Genomic DNA, 25,558 nt, shown 5'->3' on the forward strand with positions numbered 1-25,558 from the left:
AAAGGAACAGACTTATGAAATCACGTGCAGCTGTAGCGTTCGGACCGGGTCAACCGCTGAAAATCGTTGAAATCGATGTTGCACCGCCAAAAAAAGGTGAAGTGCTGGTGCGTATTACCCATACCGGCGTCTGCCACACGGATGCATTTACCCTCTCTGGTGACGATCCGGAAGGTGTTTTCCCGGCGGTGCTCGGCCATGAAGGTGGCGGTATCGTTGTGGAAATTGGCGAAGGAGTTACCAGTCTGAAACCTGGCGATCATGTTATTCCGCTCTACACGGCAGAATGCGGCGAGTGTAAGTTCTGTAAATCCGGCAAAACGAACCTTTGTCAGGCCGTCCGTGCGACTCAGGGGAAAGGTCTGATGCCGGATGGTACGACCCGTTTCTCGTATAACGGCGAACCGATTTTCCACTATATGGGCACCAGTACCTTTAGCGAATACACCGTTTGCGCAGAAATCTCGCTGGCGAAAGTCAACGAACACGCGCCACTGGATAAAGTCTGCCTGCTGGGGTGCGGTGTGACTACTGGCATCGGCGCGGTACACAACACGGCGAAAGTGAAAGAGGGCGACACTGTAGCGATTTTTGGCCTCGGTGGTATCGGTCTGGCGGCGATCCAGGGCGCAGTGCAGGCGAAAGCCGGGCGCATTCTCGCTATCGATACCAACCCGGATAAATTCCCGCTGGCAAAAGAGATGGGCGCGACGGATTTTATCAACCCCAACGATCACGCGCGTCCGATTCAGGATGTGATCGTGGAAATGACCGACGGCGGCGTGGACTTTAGCTTTGAGTGTATTGGTAACGTCAACGTAATGCGCTCGGCGTTGGAGTGCTGCCATAAAGGCTGGGGCGAAAGCGTGATTATTGGTGTTGCGGGCGCCGGTCAGGAGATCAGCACCCGTCCATTCCAGTTAGTGACGGGCCGTGTATGGCGTGGCTCCGCCTTCGGCGGTGTGAAAGGGCGTAGCCAGTTGCCGGGCATGGTGGAAGACGCGATGGCGGGCAAAATTCGCCTCGATCCGTTTATCACGCACCGCATGCCACTGGAGCAGATCAACGACGCGTTTGATCTGATGCACGAAGGGAAATCCATCCGCACCGTTATCCATTTCGGCGATAACTGATCCCGCCTCACGCCAGCGGTGTAACCGCTGGCGTCATTAATCTCCAAATCTGTGACCGCTGTATCGCTTTTCGCCATAAGAATAATCCAATTATTGCCGATGCCTATATATCATCCCTGATGTACGTATCAGATCAATATGAGAGTCGATAGCCATGGATAACAAAGCAGCAATGCAAAAAACACAAGGCATTGGATTTATGCACAATATTCGCCTGGTTCCCCTGTTTTCAGCTATTCTCGGCGGCATCCTGATGCTGTTTGCATTAAGTTCAGGCCTGGCAGGCTACTTCCTGATGCAAGCAGACCGCGACCAGCAGGATGTGACGAAAGAAATTCAGGTGCGCATGGGATTATCTAACAGCTCTAATAACTTACGCATCGCACGTCTCAACCTGATCCACGCAGGTGCGGCCAGCCGCATCGCCGAAATGGATGATATGAAAAAAAACGTGTCTGACGCCGAAAAGCGTATCCAGCAGTCGTCGGATAGCTTTAAACAATATATGGAACGTTCGGTAAAAACCCCGGCGGACCAGGCGCTGGATGATGATCTGACCACCCGGTTTAATGCCTACATCGCGGGCATGCAACCGATGCTGAAATATGCCAAAAACGGCATGTTCGAAGCCATTATTAACCACGAAAGTGAACAAGCCCGCGTGCTGGACAACACCTATAACGAGGTGTTGCTGAAAGCCATTCAAATTCGTACTGAACGTGCGCAGCACTTGACCGAAGAAGCGCACAGCCGCACACAGCTTGGTCTGATGTTTATGGCGGCCGCGTTTGCCTTTGCGCTGGTGCTGACTGTGATCACCTTCACCGTGCTGCGCCGCGTGGTCATTAACCCGCTGCAACGTGCCGCACAGCGCATTGCGCGCATTGCCTCCGGGGATTTGACCGTCGCGGACGAAGCGGCAGGTCGCAGTGAAATTGGTCGTCTCAGCAGTGACTTGCAGGCAATGCAGCATTCACTGGTAACGACTGTCTCTACGGTTCGTCAGGGGGCAGAAGAGATCTACCGTGGTACCAGCGAAATCTCTGCCGGTAATACCGATCTTTCCTCCCGTACCGAGCAGCAGGCGGCGGCTATTGAAGAGACGGCAGCCAGCATGGAGCAACTGACGGCAACGGTGAAACAGAACGCCGACAACGCCCACCATGCCAGCAACCTGGCACGCGATGCTTCCGGCAAAGCCACCAAAGGCGGGCAGATTGTGTCTGGCGTCGTGCAGACGATGGGCAATATTACCTCCAGCTCCCGCAAAATCTCTGAAATCACCGCAGTGATTAACAGTATTGCCTTCCAGACCAATATCCTGGCGCTGAACGCCGCCGTTGAAGCCGCGCGTGCGGGTGAGCAGGGGCGTGGCTTCGCCGTGGTTGCGAGTGAGGTGCGTACGCTGGCCAGCCGCAGTGCGCAGGCCGCGAAAGAGATCGAAGCGCTGATCAGCGACTCCGTCAGCCTGATTGAACAAGGGTCGGGTGAGGTGGTTGCGGCAGGTGAAACCATGGAAGAGATCGTGACGGCCGTCAAACGCGTGACCGATATCATGCTGGAGATTGCCGCTGCCTCTGACGAACAGAGCAAAGGTATTACGCAGGTCAGCCAGGCGATCACGGAAATGGATAATGTGACGCAACAGAACGCCTCGCTGGTGGAAGAAGCTTCTGCTGCTGCGGCATCGCTGGAAGAGCAGGCTGCGCGCCTGACCGAAGCGGTGGGGGCATTTCGTCTGAGTGGTGCTGCGCCGCAGCGTAGTGCATCATCATCATCATCGTCGTCAACGCCGAAAGCCCTTAAATCGCAGCGTCCTGCGCTGGTGAACGGTGAGAACTGGGAAACGTTCTGATTGCCAGACCCGAAACACGAAAGAGGCCGTAAGGCCTCTTTTTTTGGGGCCTGAATCTGGGGGATCCGTATGCCCGTGCTATCGTCAGAAACGGGGCAGCGTGAAGCTATTTGTCAAATCCACTGACGGGTTTCCGGCGGCGGAAAGAGAAATGCCACCGGGCATCACTGCCAGGTGGCATCGCTATTTTATCCTCAACGCCAGGGATGATTAAATAAAGCTGTCATCATCGTTGCTATAGTCGCTGTCATCGAAATCATCATCCTGATAGTTGTCGTTATCCGTCTGGTACGGATCGTTACTGTCGAGGAAATGCGAGTCAGAAACATCGTTAAAACGGTCGTTCTGTCCTGCATCAAACGCCGTACCACCTGTGGTCGTCGCGGGCTCTTCAATGATGTTGACGATCTCTTCCGGACGGGACTGATGGAACATACTGGTCAGCATCTCGGCAAGCACCACGCCGCCCGCGACGCCCGCAGCCGTTTGCAATGCGCCAGCCATAAAACCGCCGCCGCGAGGCGTGGACGCCGCCTGGCGCGCATAGTCAGGCGCGGGTTGCGGTGGTGGGGTCCAGTTATTTTCCGGCTGTGCGCTCTGGCTCTTACCGCCACCGAACAACCCGCCAAGGAAGCTGCCGCCTGTTGATGTCGCTTTGCTTTTTTGCGCCGCCAGCTCGCTTTCCAGCTCCTGGACTCTGGCTTGCAGACGTTTCAGTGCGGCTTCCTGAATCAAAATGGATTGCGCCATATAGTAGGGCGCAGCAGGTTGCTGCTTAACGAACTCCGCAATTTGCCGCTCTGCGTCAGCATCCCGTTGGCTGTTCTGCTGCTCAGTCTGTTTCAGACGCTGAAAAAGGCCGTTGATAAGCTGCTGTTCTTCATATTGCATGGCAATAACCTTCCGGTCGCTATGATGGATATGATTGAGTTTATCAGTGCCACGAATACGTGTCTGGCGAGTGAAATGTTTGTTTAAGATTGGTTGCAGCGATGACGTAAAAAAGGCCCGAATCGGGCCTTTTACATCCATGACGACGTACCGGGTCAACCTCAGGCAATTCGCAGGGTGTCGCGAGGTCGGGACGGGGTGATAACGACCGGAATAGATTTGGATGTCGGGGTGCCGGTCCCCTCGCCAAAACGGGTCAGGGGAACCAGTGGGTTCGTTTCCGGGTAGTACGCTGCCAGATTCCCGCGCGGGATGTTATAAGCAACGAGACGGAAATCTTCTACCCGGCGCACAATCCCATCGGTGGAGCAGGTCTCAATGTTAACCCGATCGCCGTCCGCTAACCCCAGCGACTGAATGTCGTCCGGGTGCATAAACACCACATCGCGCTGCCCGTAAACGCCACGGTATCGATCATCAAGTCCATAAATGGTGGTGTTGTACTGATCGTGAGAGCGCAGGGTTTGCAGAACAAATGGCGCGTCCGTTTCCGGGCATACCGATTGCGGCAGCGGTGCTGCACTGAATTCCGCTTTCCCGGAGGGCGTGTTAAAGCGCCGTTCGGCTGCGGCGTTCCCCAGCCAGAACCCGCCTGGCGCTTCGCAGCGGGCGTTGAAGTTCTGAAAACCGGGCAGTGTGGCGGCAATGTGATCGCGGATCAGGTTGTAATCGTCTGCCAGCGCCAGCCAGTCCAGCTTTTCTGTACCGAGAGTGGCATGCGCGATCCCGGCGACAATGGCCGTTTCAGAGCGTTGCGTTGCAGCCAGCGGTTTACCGATCCCTTCCGAGGCATGGACCATGCTGAAGGAGTCCTCCACCGTCACAAACTGGCGGCCGGTTGCTTGCACATCCTCTTCTGTGCGCCCCAGCGTTGGCAGGATCAGCGACTGTTTGCCTGGCATCAGGTGGCTGCGGTTCAGTTTGGTGCTGATATAGACCGTCAACCCGCAGCGGCGCAGCGCTTCGCAGGTAAGTGGTGTGTCCGGCGCGGCGGCGGCGAGGTTACCGCCTAAGGCGATCAGCACTTTCACCTCGTCACGCAGCATCGCCTGAATGGCATCCACCGTATGGTGGCCGCGTGCGCGCGGGGGTTCAAAATTGAAATGGCGGGCGAGGCTATCCAGCAGCGCTGCCGGGGGCTTCTCATCAATGCCCATTGTGCGGTTACCCTGCACATTGCTGTGGCCGCGTACCGGGCAGAGCCCCGCACCAGGTTTACCAAGATGACCGCCCAGCAGTTGCAGGTTGGTGATTTCACGCACCGTGTCCAGCGAGTGTTTATGCTGGGTAATGCCCATTGCCCAGGTGCAGATCACCCGTTCAGCCTGCTGCCAGACGGCTGCAGCATCACGCAGTTGCTGTTGATGTAAACCGGATTGCTGTTCAATGGTGCTCCAGTCGGTGGCGTCGATTTGCGCAAACCATGCCTCAATGCCCTGAGTGTGCTGTGCAATAAACGCGTCGTCGAAGATCCCTGTTTCACCGGCGGCAAGGCGCTGGCGCTGGGTCTCCAGCAACGCTTTGGCGATCCCGCGTACGGCAGCCATATCACCGCCCAGATTCGGCTGGTAGTAAGAGGAACTGATCACGCCCGCCATCGGCGTCACCACTTCCAGCGGTTTTTGCGGGTCGGCAAAACGCTCGAGGCCCCGCTCGCGCAGGGTATTAAAGGTCACGATCCGTGCACCGCGATCGGCAGCATGGCGCAGGCTGTGCAGCATACGCGGGTGGTTGGTTCCGGGGTTTTGCCCGAACACAAAAATGGCATCCGCTTTGTCAAAGTCGGCGAGATGAATCGTACCTTTACCGACGCCAATGCTGCGTTTTAGCCCTGCACCGCTTGCTTCGTGGCACATATTAGAACAGTCAGGGAAGTTATTGGTGCCGACCATGCGGCCAAATAACTGGTAGAGATAAGATGCTTCGTTACTGGCGCGGCCGGAGGTGTAGAGTTCCATCTGATCCGGGTTATCCATCGCCCGAATATGCTCAGCAATCATCGTCAGGGCATCGTCCCAGCTCACCGGCTCATAGTGATCGGTTTGTGGGTTGTAACGCAGCGGTTCGGTCAGTCGCCCCTGGTACTCAAGGAAGTAGTCACTTTGACGGGTGAGGGCGCTCACGCTGTGTTGCGCAAAGAAGGTGGCGTCAATCTGCCGACGGGTGGCTTCCCATGTCACGGCCTTGGCGCCGTTTTCACAAAAACTGAAGGTGCTTTTATTGTCGTCGCCCCAGGCACAACCAGGACAGTCAAAGCCGCGGGCTTTATTCATGCGCAGCAGGTTGCGCATATTCTTGAGGGCATTTTTGCTGTCAATAACGAAGCGTGTGGTTGCTTCAAGCGAACCCAGACCACCGGCAGCAGCGTGGTAAGGTTTGATAGCCGTTTTGAATTTCATCTGTTCTTCCGGAGACGGATTGTTACAGCGTTAGTCTAATTTGCGTAACAACAACCCTTAATTAACAACTCCTTTTATCACACAAGCAACGCAATGTTTACTCTTTGCGCAACGAGACGCACAGATCGCCATGCCAGGGATCACCCCGGCATGATTTTCCGAATGGCGCTAATCAGCGTATGCGCGGCCGGGGGAAGCGGCGTATCGACACGGGTGATAATGCCAATCGGATCGCCAACACCCGGTGGGGCAATCGGCAACTCCACAAGCGTACCCACACGCAGATCGTCTTTTACTGCACCGGACGGCACAAACCAGACATAGTCATGATCGACAGTCAGCTGGCGCGACAATGACGCCGAAAGGGTCTCAATACAGCCAGAGGGTAACCGGCAGTTTTGACTACTGAGCAGATCTTCCGCGTTTTGCCGTGGTACCGTGCCTTCCGGTAAGACGACGACCGGCCACTCAAGGACGCGGCTTAGCGTCACCGTGGTTTGCAACAATGGGTGACGAGGGCGCACCACCAGTTTCAGCGACTCCAGAAACAACAACTCATAATTCAGCCCGGTCATCAGTTCCGGATCGGACATGCGTCCGATGCCGAGATCCAGTTCGCCGGACTTCAGCCCGGCCAGCAACATTGGATTGTTAGCGGTGGCCACCTGAATAGTGAGATCCGGTTGCTGCTTATGTAGTTGACCAATCACGCCGGGCAAAATACCCAGCGCGGCGGTGGGTAGCGCACCGATACGGATCACATCTGTTTTTTGCTCATATTTGTAGTTCAGCGATTGCCCGGCGATATTCACCGCGTCCAGCACGCGCACTGCATGGGTGAGAAACTGCTCGCCCACCACCGTCAGTTGCGCCCCCATGCGCCCCCGTTCAAATAACCGTTTACCGGTCAGTTGTTCCAGTTCGTTGAGGGTCTTTGACAGTGCTGGTTGGCTCAGGTTAAGGGTTTCAGCCGCGCGCCCCAGAGTTCCCTGCTGAGCGACGGCAACGAAAGTATGTAAATGGCGCAGACGTATGCGCTGTGAAAACAGGCCGTTTTTTTCCATAAGATGATGTTAAAAACTGAGCGGAGCCGGTGACAAGTAAGTTTGTTTAATTTTGATAACTTGATAGCAAACTATTATTAACATTTAATCTCTTTGAGTTACAAACGGATTTTCTCTGCAATGTGACGTAACCAGCAGGTTGGTGTGGTTTTGTCCGAATTGTTTTTCATAAGCGGAGGTTATGCTCGTGGCTGCGCAAACCGTGTGCGTTTTCAGCCACGATCACACTTTGTAAATTTCCCGACACGGTGGCGAAAGGCCTTTCTACACTCCAGAGAGAGACCTCTGGAGGACGAGTAATATGACGTACAGCATCACGGCTGATGATATTCGCGAACAATTTTCACAGGCCATGTCGGCAATGTATCAGCAGGAAGTTCCACAGTACGGCACCTTGCTGGAGCTGGTAGCTGATGTGAACCTGGCTGTGCTGGAGCACAACCCCCGTTTACACGAACAACTGGCCAATGCCGATGAGCTGTCCCGACTGAATGTTGAGCGTCACGGTGCGATCCGCGTGGGTACAGCGCAGGAGTTATCCATGCTGCGGCGGATGTTCGCCATTATGGGCATGTATCCGGTCAGCTATTACGATCTCTCGCAGGCGGGTGTGCCGGTGCATTCCACGGCGTTTCGCCCGGTTGACGACGCGGCGCTGGCGCGCAATCCGTTTCGCATTTTTACCTCGCTGCTGCGGCTGGAGCTGATTGAAGACCCGGCGTTGCGCAACAGAGCCGCCACGATTCTGGCAAAGCGCGACATTTTTACCCCAGCCTGTCGGCAACTGATTGAATTGCATGAGCTGAATGGTGGGTTTACCCCACAACAGGCACAGGCATTTGTGCAGGAAGCGCTGGAAACTTTTCGTTGGCATCGCCACGCCACCGTGGATGAGCAAACCTACCTGGCGTTGCACCGCGAACATCGGTTGATCGCCGATGTGGTCTGCTTTCCCGGCTGCCATATTAACCACTTAACCCCGCGTACGCTGGATATCGACCGGGTGCAGGCGCTGATGCCGGAATACGGTATTGAACCCAAAATCCTTATCGAAGGGCCACCGCGTCGGGATGTGCCGATCCTGCTGCGCCAAACCAGTTTTAAAGCGCTGGATGAACCGGTGCTGTTCAGCGGCGAACATCAGGGAACGCATACCGCGCGTTTTGGCGAAATCGAACAGCGCGGTGTGGCGCTGACGGAAAAGGGGCGGGCGCTGTATGACCAGTTATTACTGCAGGCCGGAACAGGGAAAGACAACCTGACGCACCAGCTTCATTTGCAAGAGGTATTTAAAGCGTTTCCGGATAGCGAAATGTTACTGCGCAAACAAGAACTGGCATGGTTTCGCTATCGCCTGACGCCGACTGGCGAAGCTCATCGCAAGGCGATCCGCCCTGGCGATGATCCGCAGCCGCTGATTGAGCGCGGGTGGGTGGTCGCTCAGCCCATCACGTATGAGGATTTTCTGCCGGTGAGTGCTGCCGGGATCTTCCAGTCTAATCTCGGGAATGAAACGCAGGCACGCAACCACGGCAACGCCAGCCAGGCACAGTTTGAGGAAGCCCTGGGGTGCCCGGTGCTTGATGAGTTCACGCTTTACCGCGAGGCCTCCGAACGGAGCAAACGACGTTGCGGACTTCTGTAAAACAGGTACTCTGCCAGAAATCAGTTCCTTCTGGATGTTGTTATGGAAAATCCTTCAGCCCCACTGGCGCAGACCCGTCAGGGCCTGGTAATGGGGCGCAGTGAAAACGCCTGTCATGTCTGGCGCGGTATTCCCTTTGCCGCACCGCCTGTCGATGCCTTGCGCTGGCGTGCGCCGCAACCCGTTGAACCCTGGCAGGGGGTGCGCCTGGCAGACCGTTTTTCCCCCGCCTGTTGGCAGAACAGTGACGACTGTCAGCAGATTGGCGGCGGCGATCCGGGGCAGTTCTCTGAAGATTGCCTCTATCTGAATGTCTGGTCGCCTGCCCGCCGTGACAAACGGTTGCCGGTCATGGTCTGGCTGCATGGCGGCGGCTTTACCATCGGTTCCGGTGGGTTACCGCCTTACGACGGTCAGCAACTGGCGGCGCGTGGTGTGGTGCTGGTCACCCTCAATTACCGGTTGGGGCATCTGGGCTTTTTCGCGCATCCGGCGCTGGAGCAGGAGCAAGCGCCGGATGCACGTATCTGCAACTTCGGTCTGCTCGATCAAATTGCCGCGCTGCGATGGGTCCAGGAGAACATTACGGCTTTTGGCGGTGATGCCGGCAATGTCACGCTGTTTGGCGAATCCGCCGGGGCGCGCAGCGTCATGGCACTTATGGCCTCACCGCTGGCGGAAGGGTTGTTTCACAAGGCCATCATTCAGAGTAGTTATACACTCCCGGATACGCCGCGGGCGAGCGCGTTGGCAAAAGGTGAGGCGATTGCCGCCCATTTCGGGCTGGAAAATGCCAGCGCGGAACAGTTGCGGGCAATCCCGGCGCAGGCGTTCTGGCCGCTGGTTGCGCCACTGAAAATTGCCCCGGCGCCCATTGTGGGGGATGCGGTTTTACCGGACCCAACCCTGGATGTCTTCTTCGCTGGTCGCCAGCACCCACTGCCGGTGATTATCGGTTCCAACAGCGACGAAGCCAGCGTGATGGCAGAGTTTGGCGTTGATCTTGCCGGGCAAATCGAGAAGATGCGTCGCGAACAACGGCTCGGCCTTGGGCTGATCCGTTTACTCTATCCGGGCGTGAGGGGCGATGCTGAACTCGGCCGGCAGGTATGCCGCGATATGGCTTTTACCACGCTGGGCCTGGTGGTGATGCAAGCGCAGCAGCGGGTCAGACAGCCCTGCTGGCGTTACTGGTTTGATTATGTTGCTGAAGCCGCACACGATATCTATGCCAATGGCGCGTGGCATGGCAATGAAGTGCCGTATGTCTTCGATAACTTGCACTTGTCGGAACCTGCGTGCGCCTATGTGAACGATCGCGACAATGCATTTGCCGCACACATCGCCGATTATTGGGTGCAGTTTGCGCACGTCGCCAGCCATAAGACAGAAGTATTACAGGGGCCGGTTCGCTGGCTGGCCTGCGTGCGTGGACGCGACCGTCTGTTACGTATCGGGTTGAATAAACATGCAGGATTTCGCCTGGTTAATCGCTTTATGCGTGCCCGTTTGAGCTTCTTTCGCCGGGTGATGCGCCACCACGTTAAACTGGATTAATCCCCAACAATCCTTCCCGGAAAGCCGCCAGCCCGGCGGCTTTGTTGTGTGATTCGCGCAGGACCAGTCGGTAACTGGCCCCGGTTTTTACACTGCGGGAAAACGGCCGCACCAGCCGCCCGGCGCGAATATCTTCCTCGACCAGTGTTTCGTCGGCAATGGCCAGTCCTAACCCCTGAATGGCGGCAGTGATCGCCAGATCCATCGTGTCGAAGTGTTGATTTTTTCTCATGGCGGGCTGAAAAACCTGTTGCTTCGCCAGCCACAATGACCAGTCGGTTTTATCCCGCGTCGGGTGCAGCAGCGTCGCTTTTTCCAGTGCATCGTGATGTGAATAGTCCGCGCTCATGACCGGGGTTAACGCCTCTTCAAACAGCAGATCGCCCGCGCTTAATTGTGTCCCGAATACGATAGCGGCGTCATAAGGTTCTGTTTTGAAGTTAATGGTGTGATCGGTGGTGGTAGTCAGCGCGATCTGCAATTCCGGATAACGGTGTTCCAGCTGCACCAGACGCGGCACCAGCCAGCGCATGGCACAGGTGGGGGATTTCAGCCGCACCACCGTTTGCTGGGCCTGTGCCTGATCTGCCACCTTCAGCAGATGATCAAATGCGCTGCGCAACTCCGGTAACAGTGCGCTGCCCTGTGGCGACAGGTGCAGCCCGCGGGCATGGCGCTCAAACAGTGTAAAGCCAAACCAGGCTTCCAGCGTGGCAATTTTGCGGCTTACTGCCCCTTGCGTCAGGCAGAGCTCTTTGGCGGCATGGGTCAGATTCAGATGGCGCGCGGTGACCAGAAACGCGTCAATGGCGTTGAGCGGCAGGGTACGGTGCGACATGGCGGCTCCAGCTATGCAATTTATTCATGGCTATTATGACAACAATTCGCTTGTCGGCTCAATGCTGTTTTGGTTTGAATGGTTATGCACTTTTAATGAGAAAGGATTGAACATGACGTTGCGTACCCCGGTAAAATTTCGCTCCAAATTACCCGATGTTGGCACCACCATTTTTACTGTAATTGGCCAGCTTTCCGCGCAGCATAACGCCATTAATCTTTCTCAGGGCGCGCCCAACTTCCCGTGCGATCCGCAACTGGTGGCCGGTGTTACCCGTGCGATGCAGGATAACCATAACCAGTATGCGCCGATGACCGGCTTGCACGCGCTGAAAGAACGTATCGTGCAGAAGATAAGTGACCTGTACCACACTGACTATGACGTTGATAACGAAATCTTGATCACTGCCAGCGCCAGCGAAGGGCTCTACTCTGCGATAAGCGGGCTGGTGCACCCTGGCGATGAAGTTATCTATTTTGAGCCGTCGTTTGATAGCTATGCGCCGATTGTCCGTTTGCAGGGCGCCACGCCGGTGGCGATTAAACTGACAGTGCCGGATTTTGCCGTCAACTGGGATGAGGTGCGCGCCGCCATCACGCCACGTACTCGGATGATCATCATCAACACGCCACACAATCCGAGCGGGCAGGTGTTCTCCCGCGCGGACCTGGAGCAACTGGCTGCGATCACCCGCAATACGGATATTGTGATCCTCTCCGACGAAGTGTATGAGCACGTGGTCTTTGACGGTGAACCGCATCACGGCATGGCGACGCACCCGCAACTGGCGGAGCGTAGCGTCATTATCTCCTCGTTTGGTAAAACCTACCATGTGACCGGCTGGCGCGTAGGGTACTGCGTTGCGCCTGCTGAACTGATGGAGGAGATCTGCAAAGTGCATCAGTTTCTGATGTTCTCTGCCGATACGCCGATGCAATATGCCTTTGCCGATCATATGCGCGATCCACAAAGCTGGCTGTCGCTATCGGCTTTTTACCAACGCAAACGCGACCTGCTGCACACTCTTCTGGCTGAATCGCCATTCCGTTTATTACCCAGCGCAGGCTCGTTTTTTATGCTGGCGGATTACAGCCATTTCAGCGAGGAGAGCGACAGCGAAATGGTGAAACGACTGATTACCGATTACGGCGTCGCCACGATCCCGTTGTCGGCGTTTTACACTGATGGTACTGATAACAAATTGATTCGCCTCTCTTTTGCGAAAGATGAAGCGACGTTAAGGGCAGGTGCGCAGGCCCTGTGCCGTGTTAAACCACGCTAAAGGAGCGTTAATAATGAAATTAAAAGCACTCTGTCTGGGCATGGGGTTGCTCTGCTCACTCTCTTCGTTTGCCGCCACGGAACTGCGTTATGGCGTGGAAGCGGAATATCCGCCGTTCGAAAGCCGCAATGCCTCTGGCGAACTCGAAGGGTTTGATATCGAACTGGGGAAAGCGATTTGTAAAGCCGCGCAGTTGAAATGCAGCTGGGTGGAAACGTCATTTGACGCGTTGATCCCGGGGCTGGTGGCGAAGAAGTTTGATGCTATCAACTCAGCAATGAACATCACCGAACAGCGCAAAAAGAGTATTGATTTCACGCAGCCGATTTACCGTATCCCTTCACAGTTAGTGGGAAAAAGCGGTGACGGCATGCAAGCGACGGCGGAAGGTCTGAAGGGCAAAACCATTGGCGTATTACAAGGATCTATCCAGGAAACCTACGCCAAAGAGCATTGGGAAAAGCAGGGTGTCACGGTGGTGTCTTACAAAGATCAGAATATGGCGTGGGCCGATTTGCTGAACGGTCGCATTGACGCCTCGCTGGTGATGTCCGCAGCAGGACAGGCCGGTTTCCTGAGCAAACCACAGGGCAAAGGGTTTGGCTTTATTGGCAAACCCGTGTCGGACGATACCATTCTCGGCAGCGGCATCGGTTTTGGGTTGCGCAAAGGGGATGACGCCACCAAAAAACAACTCGACGCAGCGATTGATAAAGTGCGTGCTGATGGCACCATCAACACGCTGGCGGCAAAATACTTCCCGGGTATTGACGTCAGCGTCAACGCACAGTAAAGCCTTACTATTCTGGCCCCAGCCGTTTGATCTCCGGCCGGGGCTTTTTTTATTCCGCTGTAGTTACCCGCCGCTATCCTTATCTTTACGTTGTTTTCGGGCTGATCCGATCGACAGGAAATATTTCACGGTTTGCGCAGATAATCAGCGCCCAACAATTGGATTCTCAATGAATTTTGTCTAGAGTGTGCGTTCATCAACAATCGCTTTTGCCGCTGTTTCGCAACACCGCGAAATGTCCATTTACGACCAGAAGGACGTGTTACCAGGCATGAACCGCAGACGATTTATTCAGGCATCCATGGCGCTCGCAGCAACGTACGGTACGACCGGCGTCGCTTCGCTTTTCTCCCGCGCGGCATTCGCGGCAGACTCCGATATCGCCGATGGCCAAAGCCGTCGTTTTGATTTCTCCGTGTTGCAGTCCATGGCGCACGATCTCTCGGCACAACCGTGGGGCGGCGCGCCGAAAGCGCTGCCGAATACGCTGGCAACGCTCACGCCGCAGGCTTACAACAGTATTCAGTACGATGCGAAACACTCGCTGTGGAATAACATCGACGGTCGCCAGCTTGATGTGCAGTTCTTCCATGTCGGCATGGGGTTCCGCCGCCGTGTACGCATGTTTTCGCTCGATCAACAAAGCCACCAGGCGCGTGAAATCCACTTCCGTCCGGAGCTGTTTAACTACCACGATGCCGGTGTAGACACCAAACAACTGGAAGGGCAAAGCGATCTCGGTTTCGCCGGTTTCCGCGCATTTAAAGCGCCGGAACTGGCGCGCCGCGATATTGTCTCCTTCCTTGGTGCCAGTTATTTCCGCGCGGTGGACAGCACTTACCAGTACGGCCTTTCCGCGCGCGGCGTGGCGGTTGACACTTTTACCGATACGCCGGAAGAGTTCCCGGACTTTACCGCCTTCTGGTTTGAAACCGCGAAACCGGCGGATACCTCATTTACCGTCTATGCGCTGCTCGACAGCCCGAGCATTACCGGTGCGTTTAAGTTCACCATCCACTGTGAAGCCAGCCAGGTGATCATGGATGTGGAAAACCGCCTGTTTGCCCGTAAAGCGATCAAACAGCTGGGCATTTCGCCAATGACCAGTATGTTTAGCTGCGGCAATAACGAGCGCCGCGTGTGCGACACCATTCATCCGCAGATCCATGACTCCGATCGTCTGGCGATGTGGCGAGGTAACGGCGAGTGGATTTGTCGCCCGCTGAACAACCCGCAAAAACTGCAATTCAATGCGTTTCAGGATACCAACCCGAAAGGCTTTGGCCTGCTGCAACTCGACAGGGATTTTTCCCATTATCAGGATGTGATGGGTTGGTACAACAAACGTCCAAGCCTGTGGGTTGAGCCGCGTAACAAGTGGGGCAAAGGATCCGTTTGCCTGATGGAGATCCCGACCACCGGTGAAACGCTGGATAACATTGTCTGCTTCTGGCAGCCGGAAAAACCGGTGAAAGCGGGGGACGAATTCACCTTTGAATATCGCCTTTACTGGAGTGCTATGCCGCCGGTGCGTTCACCGCTGGCACGCGTTTACGCCACCCGCACCGGCATGGGCGGTTTCCCGGAAGGCTGGGCTCCGGGGGAACACTACCCGGATAAATGGGCGCGTCGTTTCGCCATTGATTTCGTGGGCGGAGACCTGAAAGCCGCCGCGCCAAAAGGGATTGAACCGGTGATTACCTTGTCTAACGGTGAAGCGAAACAGGTAGAGATCCTCTATGTTGAACCGTTCGACGGTTATCGCATTCTGTTTGACTGGTATCCGACCAACGATTCCACCGACCCGGTTGAGATGCGTCTGTTCCTGCGCTGCCAGGGCGACGCCATCAGCGAAACCTGGCTGTATCAGTATTTCCCGCCCGCACCGGATAAACGTAATTACGTTGACGACAGAGTGATGCGCTAAGCTTAAATTCTCCCCCGCAAGGGGGAGAATGCGTTGGGGAGGTCTAAATGGAAGATGCCCGGATTACCGTAAACGAACACATCACCCTGCATGCGGTGAATGACCGTTTTGTTCACGATCTCTACCAACTGGTGGTGAAAAACCGCGACTGGCTTCAGCAGTTCCTCGACTGGCCGCAGCATGTGCATTCCGTGGAAGACACCCGTAAAACCGTGCAAAGCAACATGATCCTGCATCAGCGCGGTTACGCCAAGACGTTTATGATCCTTCGCGATGAGGTACTGGTGGGGGTGCTGGCGTTTAACGCCATTGAACCGTTAAATAAGACGGCCTACATCGGCTACTGGATGGATGAAAATGCCTGCGGGCAGGGTATGTTGTCGCAATCGATGCAAGCGATGATCGACTTCTATGCCCGTCGCGGCACGGTTCGCCGCTTTGTCATCAAATGTCGTGTGGCAAACAGAGCCAGCAACCAGGTTGCCAGGCGCAATGGTTTTACGCTGGAAGGCTGCCTGAAGCAGGCGGAATTTCTGAATGGTCACTATGATGATCAACATATCTGGGCGCGTATTGTCGACGGGTTACAGTGAACCAACAAGCGGCGTGCGGGTGATCATTTGACCGTCATTAATTACTTTCGGCCCGCGCAGTAAAATACGTTCTCCGTCCCGCGCGTCCACCACGGCGTTATCGGTAATTTCAATCTGATGCTCGATCAGCACATCTCCCTGGATGCGCGCATTTCCCTGAATCACCACTTTTTCGTCCAGCTGTAATGGACCGCCGCGCAGCCAGGCGTGACCACCGACCAGCACATGGTGTTTCAGGATGCAGTTTCCTTCCACGACAGCGTGTTCAGCCACTTGCGAGCTGTAGCGCAACGTGGGGATCTCATCGTCCTGTGTTCCGGCCACAATGCGGGCATTCCCGTAAACTTTGGCACAGTCACAAATCCAGACATCATTCAGTTCGTTGCCGTCAAGTAGGGCAAAATCGAACACTTCAGCCCGATGTTCAATAAACGCGTAATTGACGATGGCATCGCCGTAGATTTGCGCCTGGTGTACTACGCGGGAGTGGCTGACCGTTGCACGATCGTAGATTTGTAATAGCTGCTCGTTATCCGGAGTGAGCCCACGCGCAGCAATAATGGCGCAACCGCTGAGAATACGCGCATTGCCGTGTAGACGGCATACGCCGCGCACTGTTGAGGATTGTACAGTGACGTTGTCACTTAATTCGGCACCGTGGCTGATTTCACTGCCATCAACCCAGGCGTTATCGCGGATTTTTACCTCATGGCAGATAACGCACGGCTGGGTAATGCGTGCGTTATCCCGTACGGTACTGCCATAAAACACCATGCTATTTTCGTCGTAAATCCAGCAGTTTCCCTGTTGATCGAGGACATTTTCGCTATCGACCCAGCCACCGGCAGTTCCTGCGGCGACATCGCTAAAATCGCGCATAGCAATAAGCTGGCGCAGCGCGACCGTTTTTTTCTCTCCGCCCATCAGGTAACTCAACACCCGTTGCTCATCACTGAGCCGATACTTATTCATGTTACAGTTCTCCCATCAGCCTGAATTAACCGTAGCAAATTTTACGGCGCTGGCGATCCGGCGACGAAAACCATAAAATGCATTTAATATACATGTTAAAGTTTGAGGACCATAATGACGACCCGCACCGACACCTGGTTTACTGAAAAATACAACATGACCCCGACGCACTCTGAAGTACTAAACGCCATGAACTACATTGCGCCGGGTAAAGCGCTGGATCTCGGCTGCGGCAATGGCCGCAACAGTCTGTATCTGGCGCACAAAGGCTTCGACGTTACCGCGTGGGATAAAAATCCCAACAGCCTGAGTAATCTGCAGAGCATCCGTGATGCGGAAGGACTGGACAATCTGCAGGTGGCAGCGGCCGATCTGAACAACCTGCATTTTGACGGCGAGTACGATTTTATTCTCTCAACGGTGGTGCTGATGTTCTTGGAAGCGAAGACCATTCCGGGGTTGATCGCCAATATGCAGCGCTGCACCAAACCGGGTGGTTACAACCTGATTGTTGCGGCGATGGATACGGCGGACTTTCCCTGCACGGTCGGCTTCCCGTTTGCTTTTAAAGAGGGGGAGCTGAGCAATTATTACGCAGGCTGGGAACAGCTGAAATACAATGAAGACGTCGGTGAACTTCACCGCACTGACGCCAACGGAAACCGCATCAAACTGCGCTTTGCCACGATTCTGGCACGCAAATCTGCGTAACGCGACCCCCGTGCGGGCCGCGCTGCCCGCATAATCCATTTTTATCGGCATCGGCCATTTCGTTTTTCTCTTTTTACTTTGCTACTGTGCGGAGCACCGTACAAGCGCGCTCTTTTGCCATCAGTTGTACGGTGCCAATCCTGCAGGTGTAAATCAGCGCGCGGCCAGCAGGCAGAGTTGCAGCGCCACACGGTACGCGTCTTCAAACGCGCTCAGGGGTAAAAACTCAAAACGGGAATGGAAATTATGCGCGCCGGTAAAAAAGTTCGGCGTTAGCAGACCCTTTGCCGACAGTGCCGCGCCATCCGTACCGCCGCGCATCGGCGTGGGTTTAGGCGTAATACCCAGCGATTCCATTGCCTGAAACAGCAAATCAATCGCCCGGCGATCCTCGCCAATGGCATTGCTGATATTGCTGTAGGTGTCGCTGATGCTGTACTCCACTTTGGCCGTCGGGTATTGCGCGGCGATAATCGCGGCCACATCGGCAATCTGCTGTTTACGGCGGGCAAAATTGTCGCTATCGAAATCACGAATATTGGCATTCAGCGTGGCATGCCCTTGTACCGCATCAAGGGCGTTAAACCAGATATACCCTTCGCGGCCTTCAGTATGTTCCGGTGTTTGCTGGCGATCAAAATGGCGGATGTAGTCCATGGCCATCAGTAGCGGGTTGACCAGCACGCCTTTTGCCGACATTGGGTGTGCAGTCACGCCGGTAAAACGGATCTGCGCGCTGGCGGCGTTAAAATTCTCATAGACGATTTCACCCCGTTCGCAGCAGTCGATAGTCCAGGCAAAATCCACATCAAAGCGTTTTAAATCGAGCGCTTTTGCCCCCCGTAAACCCACTTCTTCATCCGGCACAAATGCCACCACGATATCGCCATGCAGATGCGCTGCGGTGAGGTTCTCCAGCAGCGTCATCACAACCGTTACGGCGGATTTATTGTCCGCGCCGAGTACGCTGGTGCCGTCACTAAAAATAATGTCTTCGCCAGGATAGGCGAGGATTTCCGGATGCTCGCTTACCCGTAGCCAGATATCTTTCGACGGATTCAGACAGAGATCTTCACCCTCAAAACGCAGAATTTGCGGATGAATATGCGGCGATAAACCGACATCTACGGTGTCAATGTGGGTGATAAAACCAATGCGCGGCGCGCCAGGAACCGTGCCTTTTTTTACCGCCGTCACGGTGGCGTGATCGTCGAGGACAACCTCGTCCAGCCCAAGTGATGTCAACTCATTCGCCAGTTCACGCGCCATATCGAATTGCCCGACGGTCGTCGGTAACGTGGTGGCGGCAGCATCGCTCTGGCTGGTGATGGCGAGATAACGAAAGAAGCGTTGCGTTAATTGACTGGCAAGCGACGACGGCATAGTGATTCCTTCTTTATTTGTAATATCAGGTGTTTGCACATTCGCTTTAATGTTATTTATGAGAGGGCAAACAACAAGCATTTACAATAAAACAACAGGAAAAACTATGATTAGCAAACCGACAACACTTGCTCTGGTGTTGGCCGCGCTGACAGTGAGTTCTACTGTGGCGGCAAAAACACTGGTCTATTGTTCAGAAGGTTCACCGGAAAATTTCAACCCGCAACTCTATACCTCCGGCACCAGCGTCGATGCCAGCGCCGTGCCTGTCTATAACCGACTGGTGGACTTTAAAGTCGGCACTACCGAGTTGCAACCGAGTCTGGCAGAACGCTGGGAGGTCAGTGAAGATGGCAAAATCTATACCTTTCACTTGCGCAAAGGGGTGAAGTTTCAAAGCAATAAATATTTCACGCCAACGCGGGATTTTAACGCGGACGATGTCATCTTTTCGTTTATGCGCCAGAAAGATCCGCATAATCCCTATCACAATGTCTCTAACGGCACCTACTCAAACTTTGAAAGTCTGGAATTCGGCAGCCTGATCACCGCCATCGATAAAGTTGACGACAATACGGTACGCTTTACCCTCGCTCACCCGGAAGCGCCGTTTGTTGCTGACCTGGGCTGGTATTTCGCCTCGATTCTGTCGGCGGAGTATGCCGACGCGATGCTGAAAGCTGGCACACCGGAACGGGTGGATAGTGATCCGATAGGCACCGGGCCGTTCCGCCTGGCGCAGTACCAGAAAGATTCGCGCATTTTGTTCACCGCGTTTGATGACTACTGGCAGGGTAAAGCGAAAATCGATCGACTGGTTTTTAGTATCACCCCGGATGCTTCCGTACGCGTGGCAAAACTGGAAAAGAATGAGTGCCAGGTGATGCCTTTCCCGAACCCGGCAGATCTGCCACGGCTGAAAGAGAACAACGCGATCACGCTGATGAGCAAAGCCGGGCTGAATACCGGCTTCCTCGCGTTCAATACGCAAAAAGCGCCGCTGGATAATGTGAAAGTACGGCAGGCGTTGGCCATGGCAATCAACAAACCGGCCATTATTCAGGCTGTGTTTCAGGGTACGGGTACTGCGGCGAAAAACCTGTTGCCGCCCGGCGTCTGGAGCGCTGACAGCACGTTAAAAGATTACGACTACGATCCGGAGAAAGCCAAAGCGTTGCTGAAAGAGGCCGGCGTCGCGCCTGGAACCACCATCGACCTGTGGGCAATGCCGGTGCAGCGCCCCTACAACCCGAATGCCAAACGCATGGCCGAGATGATCCAGGCGGACTGGGCAAAAGTGGGCATTCAGGCGAAAATCGTCACTTACGAATGGGGTGAATACCTGAAACGTGTGAAGAGTGGTGAGCATCAGGCGGCTTTAATGGGCTGGACCACCGCAACCGGCGACCCGGATAACTTCTTCGGCCCGTTATTTACCTGTACTTCCGCCAACGGGGGCTCTAACTCGGCAAAATGGTGCTATCAGCCGTTTGACAAGATCATAGCAGAAGCTAAAGCCACGACCGATCATGATAAGCGCGTCGCGCTGTATAAACAGGCGCAGCAGATGATGCACGATCAGATGCCTGCGGTAATGATTGCCCATTCGACGATTTTTGAACCGGTACGTAAAGAGGTGCAGGGGTATGAAATCGATCCGTTCGGTAAACATATTTTCTGGCCGGTCGATCTGAAAAAATAAACCGCCGCCGCCTGGTTTCCCGGGCGGCCTTTTCCCTCCGGCGTAGTGCCCCTTCGTTTGCTATAACTTAATGGCAATTCTGCACTCAAGGGACATGCCTATGCGTACTCATGCGTTAATTAGCGTTGCCGCTATTACTGGCCTGCTGGTGTTGTCAGGCTGCGCGTCAAAAGTGACACAACCGGAGAAGTACTCCGGTTTTTTAAAAGACTACTCTGGGTTACAGGAAACAACCTCGGCGACCGGAAAACCCGTGCTGCGCTGGGTCGCGCCAGGTTTTGATCCGGCGAAATATGACTCAATTGTTTACCATCCGGTGACGTACTACCCGGTGGCAAAACCGACCAAACAGATCACTCAACAGGTGCTTGATGGTGTGCTCACTTATACCAACACGAAATTGAAAGCCGCAGCCGCGGCGCGAAAACCGTTGGTGACCTCGCCGGGCCAGCATAGCCTGATCTTCCGCGGTGCAATAACCGGTGTGGACGCCAGCAAACAGGGATTGCAGTTCTATGAAGTGGTGCCGGTGGCAATGGTGATCGCGGGCACGCAGATGGCGACAGGTCATCGCACCATGAATACACACCTCTATTTTGAAGGCGAACTGATAGACGCACAAACGAACGCCCCGGTGCTGAAAGTGGTGCGTGAAGGCGAGGGGAAAGATCTCAGTAATGAAAATGCGCCGGTCACTGTCGATGCCCTGAAACAGGTCATTGATGGTATGGCGACCGACGCCACCCTGTTTGATATCAGCAAACGTTAGCTTTTCGCCGCAGCAGACGCCCGCTCAGCCAGCTTTCCGGGCGGGCAAACATCACCAGATTGCCGGTCAGGATCAGCAGCAACCCGGCAATGCCATTGATATGCCAGACATAGCCTTCATAGAAAGTCGAAATGGTCAGCGCAACCAGAGGAAACAGCAGCGTACTGTAGGCGGCTTTGCCGGGGCCGATTCTGCCGACCAGCGTAAAGTAGGCACCAAAGGCGACAACCGAACCGAACAACGCCAGATAGACCAGTGCGCCCAGGTAGCTGACCGTCCACTGCGGGGAAAAATCATCGCCGCGCAACAGGGCAATCATCCCCATGATCAGCGTCCCGTACAGCATGGCCCAGCTATTGGTGGTCATGGTCTGCAACCCTTTGCGCTGATGGCGCAGGCTTATCATATTGCCAAACGAAAAACCCAGCGTGCCCAGCGCCGACAGGGCAATACCCATCAACAGTGTACTGTTCCAACCGCTGGCAACCAGATCCTGCCAGAATAGCGTCACGATACCCGTTAACCCCAGCAGGGCGGCGACAAAAAAGCGCGCCGGGGGTTTCTGACCAAAAAACAGGAAGCTGTTTACCGCGTTAAACAGTACCGCCATGGAGAAGATCACCGACTCCAGCCCGGTGTTGATCCATGCAGCAGCAGTATAAAAACACCAGAAGTTAAAGCCAAACACGCAGCAACCTTGCAGCAGGCAAAACAGGTGATCGCGGAGCGGCAGGGCGCGCAGCTTGCCGCGAACGGCCAGTATCAGCATCATGGCTGCGGTGGCCAGCGCGAAGCGCCAGAAAATTGACACCGGCGCGGGCACCGGCCCCTGTTGTAAAAAAATCGCAATCCAGGTTGTCCCCCAAATCACCACCACCAGGCCATAAAGCAATGCGTTCATGTTGATTCCCTATCGATAAAACGAACGCTGAGTGTGGCAAGAAAGGGAGGCGCGGGCTTGCACGGATTTGCCGCAGACTTGCATATTCTTGCGCTTTTGTTTGCACAATGCTGGTATCCGCTGTCCGCTATTTATAGACTGACTACCTGGTTACTATTAGATAATTTCTGTGAATGTCTGACCATTACGACGCTTTTGAAAACCTGCGTAAACACAACGCCGTGCTGCACAACTCGGTGTCGCTTCACTCTGGGATCCAGCTGGCGGCGTGGTCAAATAAACGCGATAACATCACGCAATATTGCGATCACCATACCCTCAGCCTGTATATCGCCGATGGCTACGAGAGCTATCACAAAACCGCATACGGCTGGAAAAATGGCGGGGGACCGGACCGGTTTTGCCTGATGCCGAAAGAGAGCGAATCGGTATGGGATATTCGCGACGACCTCTCCTTTGTGCATCTCTACTGCACCGATGAACATTTGCGTGAGGTCGGTGAACGGGTGTGGGATCGCAGCCCGGCCACCTTCACCCTGGACGAAAAAACCTTTGCCCAGGATCCACGTATCACCACGCTTTATCGCCAGTTTCTGCTGGACTGCGACTGGCAACAAAACGCCAACCAGCTAACGCTGAGCACCGCCTCAACGCTGCTCCTGACGCACCTGGTGCAGCACTACAGCAATGTGCAGTGGCAATTGCCGACGGTTACGGGCGGCTTAGCGCCGGTCGCGCTGCGCACGGTGCTGGAGTATATCGATGCGCACTTGTCGGAGCCGTTGCTGTTGTCGGATCTGGCGGCACAGGCTGCTCTCAGCGAATATCACTTTGCGCGCATGTTCCGCCAGTCGATGGGGGTTGCGCCGCATCAGTTCGTCATGCAGCGCCGAATGATGCATGCCAAAACGCTGTTAACCAGTAGTGACCAGCCGTTGACCGCCATTGCGCTGGCCTGTGGGTTTAACTCCGCCAGTCACTTTAGCAACCGGTTTAAAGCCGCGACGGGGTTCACGCCTTCGCAATTACGTGCGGCGCGCCAGCGTTAATACGCCGTAGCACACACCTCCGATCGCTAATCCCCAGAATGCTGAACCGATCCCTAACAATGTGACGCCGCTGGCGGTCACCAGGAAGGTGACAATGGCAGCATCACGATCGCTCTCTTTCGCCAGCGCCTGCTGCAGACTACCGCTAATGGTCCCCAGTAACGCCAGCCCGGCCAGCGTCTGGATCCAGCTTAGCGGCAATGCGGCCAGAACAGCGGTAATCGCACCGCCAAACATACCCGCCAGTACATAGAAAACCCCAGCAGCAGCAGCGGCCAGCCAGCGTTTACCCGCATCCGGGTGGGCATCCGGACTTTGACAAATGGCGGCGGTAATGGCGGCAATGCAAATAGAATAGACCCCGAACGGGGACAGCAGCAGTGCCAGCGCACCGGTAAAGATGATCAAGGGCGACACCGGAACACGGTAACCAGCGGCCTGCATGGTGGCGAAGCCGGGGGCATTCTGCGATGCCATCGTTGCGAGAAAAAACGGAATGCCGATGCTCAGCAGCGTGGTCCCGTTGAATGCAGGCGCGATAAACGTTGGCGTGACGATGGCAAGGGAAATACTCTGCGTGACAACGTCACCACTAACGATTGCCACCAGTGCGCCAATCATTAATGTTGCAACAATAGCATAGCGCGGCGCGAGGGCTTTACAGACAAGCCAGGCCAGTAGCATACTGCCGCACAATGCAAAATGGCCCCCCAGATTGCTAAATGCCTGCAGGCCAAAACGGAGTAGAATCCCCGCCAGCATGGCTGCCGCCAGCGTATGAGGAATGACTTTCATCAGCCTGGCAAATAACCCGGTCACACCGCACACCACAATTAGCCCATTGGCGAAGATAAATACGCCAACGGCCTCGTTCAGGGAAACACCCTGTAAACTGGTGGCGAGAAGCGCCGCGCCGGGCGTTGACCAGGCGGTCAGCACCGGCACGCGGTACCACAGTGTTAATGCCAGTGTACTGACGCCCATGCCAAGGCCAAGTGCGGTCATCCAACCGGCAATCTGCCCGGGTGTGGCACCGGCGGCAGAAGCAGCCTGCCAGATAATGGCGGCAGAGCTGGCGTAGCCCACCAGTACGGCAACGAACCCTGCCAGCACGCTGGTAAAGGGGATGGACGTGTTAAAGGGCAGAGTGGTAAGGCGCATAAGGTTTCCTTGTGCGTTATAGCATCCGACTAATTTATCATCGAGCGTTATAGCGCACAAGTCATCAGGAGGAGTCATGGATCTCACGCTTTATCTGGCAGCAACGCTAAAAAATTTACGCCAGGACCGCGGCTGGAGCCTTTCTCGTTTAGCAGAAGAAACAGGCGTGTCAAAAGCGATGCTTGGGCAGATTGAGCGCAACGAATCCAGCCCGACGGTGTCGACCTTATGGAAGATCGCCACTGGCCTGAATGTGCCATTCTCAACCTTTATTGCCCCGCCGGAAGGGGAAACGCCGCTGGCGTACGATCCCGAAAGCCAGGCGATGGTGGTCACTCCCATTTTCCCGTGGGATGAACAACTGCATTTCGACATGTTCTCGATTACCCTGGCACCGGGTGCGTTAAGCGAGTCCACTCCGCACGAGAAAGGGGTGATTGAGCATGTGGTTGTTCTTAGCGGCGCGCTGGATATGTGTATTAGCGGGCAGTGGAAGACATTAACTGCTGGCAGGGGGGTACGTTTTGCCGGTGATGAGGCGCACGCTTATCGCAATAGCACATTGCAGACGGTGCATTTCCAGTCGCTGATCCACTATCCAAAAGAAAAAGCCGCAAGCAAGCCTGCGGCAAATAACGACGACGATTAACAATCAGACGACCCAAAATAACGCAGGGGACAGGAAGCCAGTAATGCACCTGCAACCTGAACTATCACGGGTACACAACGTGACAAGGCGTGTCCGAGTCACCACTTTACTGTTCAGCAAAACGCAGCGGAAATAGCAATTTCAACATTGCATTGCCAGCGTACGCAAATTCCCCCGGTCGCAGGTGGTGAAACGGCCCGCTTGTGACTACAATAGCCGCCATT

Annotated in this window: 21 protein-coding genes; 13 read left to right on the plus strand and 8 right to left on the minus strand. The window is 55.1% G+C overall.

Annotated features, from left to right (window positions below):
• Positions 1-14: 14 nt before the first annotated feature.
• Both GA0061071_RS10680 and GA0061071_RS10685 read left to right on the plus strand, forming a co-directional pair.
• Positions 15-1,133 carry an S-(hydroxymethyl)glutathione dehydrogenase/class III alcohol dehydrogenase gene (locus tag GA0061071_RS10680; protein ID WP_088237604.1) on the plus strand — a complete coding sequence of 373 codons (1,119 nt, stop codon included), beginning with the start codon at positions 15-17 and terminating at the stop codon, positions 1,131-1,133.
• 154 nt (positions 1,134-1,287) lie between these two features.
• The gene (locus GA0061071_RS10685) at positions 1,288-2,988 is read left to right on the plus strand and encodes a methyl-accepting chemotaxis protein (protein WP_088237603.1); all 1,701 of its coding nucleotides are present in this window, start codon (positions 1,288-1,290) and stop codon (positions 2,986-2,988) included.
• Between the two features lie 210 nt (positions 2,989-3,198).
• Here GA0061071_RS10685 and GA0061071_RS10690 read toward each other — a convergent pair whose 3' ends face one another.
• The 3 genes from GA0061071_RS10690 to GA0061071_RS10700 form a co-directional block, all read right to left on the minus strand.
• The gene (locus GA0061071_RS10690; RefSeq protein WP_088237669.1) at positions 3,199-3,879 is read right to left on the minus strand and encodes a DUF2076 domain-containing protein; all 681 of its coding nucleotides are present in this window, start codon (positions 3,877-3,879) and stop codon (positions 3,199-3,201) included.
• Positions 3,880-4,040: 161 nt separating this feature from the next.
• A complete protein-coding gene (locus tag GA0061071_RS10695) occupies positions 4,041-6,338 on the minus strand; it encodes an FdhF/YdeP family oxidoreductase (protein ID WP_088237602.1) in 2,298 nt (765 codons plus the stop codon).
• A 140-nt stretch (positions 6,339-6,478) separates the two neighbouring features.
• Positions 6,479-7,402, minus strand: coding sequence for a LysR substrate-binding domain-containing protein (locus GA0061071_RS10700; protein ID WP_061496056.1), 924 nt, complete (start codon positions 7,400-7,402; stop codon positions 6,479-6,481).
• Between the two features lie 301 nt (positions 7,403-7,703).
• On the opposite strand from GA0061071_RS10700, the gene hglS reads away from it, so the two are divergent.
• Both hglS and GA0061071_RS10710 read left to right on the plus strand, forming a co-directional pair.
• On the plus strand, positions 7,704-9,047 hold the full coding sequence (gene hglS, locus GA0061071_RS10705; RefSeq protein ID WP_088237601.1) for a 2-oxoadipate dioxygenase/decarboxylase HglS: 1,344 nt from the start codon (positions 7,704-7,706) through the stop codon (positions 9,045-9,047).
• Positions 9,048-9,089: 42 nt separating this feature from the next.
• The gene (locus GA0061071_RS10710; RefSeq protein WP_088237600.1) at positions 9,090-10,604 is read left to right on the plus strand and encodes a carboxylesterase/lipase family protein; all 1,515 of its coding nucleotides are present in this window, start codon (positions 9,090-9,092) and stop codon (positions 10,602-10,604) included.
• Here GA0061071_RS10710 and GA0061071_RS10715 read toward each other — a convergent pair.
• Positions 10,591-11,442 (minus strand): LysR substrate-binding domain-containing protein, encoded by an 852-nt coding sequence (locus GA0061071_RS10715; protein ID WP_088237599.1) that lies wholly within the window; start codon positions 11,440-11,442, stop codon positions 10,591-10,593. The genes GA0061071_RS10710 and GA0061071_RS10715 overlap by 14 nt on opposite strands.
• A 112-nt stretch (positions 11,443-11,554) precedes the next feature.
• Here GA0061071_RS10715 and GA0061071_RS10720 point away from each other — a divergent pair, with 112 nt between their 5' ends.
• The 4 genes from GA0061071_RS10720 to rimL all read left to right on the plus strand — a co-directional run bounded on the left by GA0061071_RS10720 (position 11,555) and on the right by rimL (position 16,037).
• Positions 11,555-12,724, plus strand: coding sequence for a pyridoxal phosphate-dependent aminotransferase (locus GA0061071_RS10720; RefSeq protein ID WP_088237668.1), 1,170 nt, complete (start codon positions 11,555-11,557; stop codon positions 12,722-12,724).
• Between the two features lie 13 nt (positions 12,725-12,737).
• On the plus strand, positions 12,738-13,517 hold the full coding sequence (locus GA0061071_RS10725) for an ABC transporter substrate-binding protein (protein ID WP_061496048.1): 780 nt from the start codon (positions 12,738-12,740) through the stop codon (positions 13,515-13,517).
• A 271-nt stretch (positions 13,518-13,788) separates the two neighbouring features.
• A complete protein-coding gene (locus GA0061071_RS10730; protein WP_061496046.1) occupies positions 13,789-15,444 on the plus strand; it encodes a glucan biosynthesis protein D in 1,656 nt (551 codons plus the stop codon).
• A 47-nt stretch (positions 15,445-15,491) separates the two neighbouring features.
• Positions 15,492-16,037 carry a 50S ribosomal protein L7/L12-serine acetyltransferase gene (gene rimL / locus GA0061071_RS10735; RefSeq protein WP_088237598.1) on the plus strand — a complete coding sequence of 182 codons (546 nt, stop codon included), beginning with the start codon at positions 15,492-15,494 and terminating at the stop codon, positions 16,035-16,037.
• Here rimL and ydcK read toward each other — a convergent pair.
• On the minus strand, positions 16,029-17,009 hold the full coding sequence (ydcK, locus tag GA0061071_RS10740; protein WP_167352645.1) for a YdcK family protein: 981 nt from the start codon (positions 17,007-17,009) through the stop codon (positions 16,029-16,031). The genes rimL and ydcK overlap by 9 nt on opposite strands.
• Positions 17,010-17,123: 114 nt before the next feature.
• Between ydcK and tehB the strand changes: the two genes are divergently transcribed.
• Complete coding sequence (gene tehB / locus GA0061071_RS10745) at positions 17,124-17,720, plus strand: tellurite resistance methyltransferase TehB (RefSeq protein ID WP_088237597.1); 597 nt, start codon at positions 17,124-17,126, stop codon at positions 17,718-17,720.
• Between the two features lie 153 nt (positions 17,721-17,873).
• Here tehB and pepT read toward each other — a convergent pair whose 3' ends face one another.
• A complete protein-coding gene (pepT, locus tag GA0061071_RS10750) occupies positions 17,874-19,103 on the minus strand; it encodes a peptidase T (RefSeq protein ID WP_088237596.1) in 1,230 nt (409 codons plus the stop codon).
• A 106-nt stretch (positions 19,104-19,209) separates the two neighbouring features.
• Between pepT and GA0061071_RS10755 the strand changes: the two genes are divergently transcribed.
• The gene (locus tag GA0061071_RS10755; protein WP_061496036.1) at positions 19,210-20,805 is read left to right on the plus strand and encodes an ABC transporter substrate-binding protein; all 1,596 of its coding nucleotides are present in this window, start codon (positions 19,210-19,212) and stop codon (positions 20,803-20,805) included.
• Between the two features lie 100 nt (positions 20,806-20,905).
• Positions 20,906-21,574: a DUF3313 domain-containing protein gene (locus tag GA0061071_RS10760; protein WP_088237595.1), complete on the plus strand. Its 669-nt coding sequence runs from the start codon at positions 20,906-20,908 to the stop codon at positions 21,572-21,574.
• Here GA0061071_RS10760 and GA0061071_RS10765 read toward each other — a convergent pair.
• Positions 21,561-22,475: a DMT family transporter gene (locus tag GA0061071_RS10765; RefSeq protein WP_061496032.1), complete on the minus strand. Its 915-nt coding sequence runs from the start codon at positions 22,473-22,475 to the stop codon at positions 21,561-21,563. The two genes, GA0061071_RS10760 and GA0061071_RS10765, sit on opposite strands and share 14 nt — an antisense overlap.
• A gap of 173 nt (positions 22,476-22,648) precedes the next feature.
• Between GA0061071_RS10765 and GA0061071_RS10770 the strand changes: the two genes are divergently transcribed.
• Positions 22,649-23,524: a helix-turn-helix domain-containing protein gene (locus GA0061071_RS10770; RefSeq protein ID WP_061496030.1), complete on the plus strand. Its 876-nt coding sequence runs from the start codon at positions 22,649-22,651 to the stop codon at positions 23,522-23,524.
• Here GA0061071_RS10770 and GA0061071_RS10775 read toward each other — a convergent pair.
• On the minus strand, positions 23,501-24,685 hold the full coding sequence (locus GA0061071_RS10775) for a benzoate/H(+) symporter BenE family transporter (RefSeq protein ID WP_061496028.1): 1,185 nt from the start codon (positions 24,683-24,685) through the stop codon (positions 23,501-23,503). The genes GA0061071_RS10770 and GA0061071_RS10775 overlap by 24 nt on opposite strands.
• Positions 24,686-24,761: 76 nt before the next feature.
• On the opposite strand from GA0061071_RS10775, the gene GA0061071_RS10780 reads away from it, so the two are divergent.
• On the plus strand, positions 24,762-25,334 hold the full coding sequence (locus GA0061071_RS10780; protein ID WP_088237594.1) for a helix-turn-helix domain-containing protein: 573 nt from the start codon (positions 24,762-24,764) through the stop codon (positions 25,332-25,334).
• The last annotated feature ends 224 nt before the right edge of the window (positions 25,335-25,558 follow it).

This window comes from Kosakonia oryzendophytica, assembly GCF_900094925.1.
Taxonomy (GTDB): Bacteria; Pseudomonadota; Gammaproteobacteria; order Enterobacterales; family Enterobacteriaceae; genus Kosakonia; species Kosakonia oryzendophytica.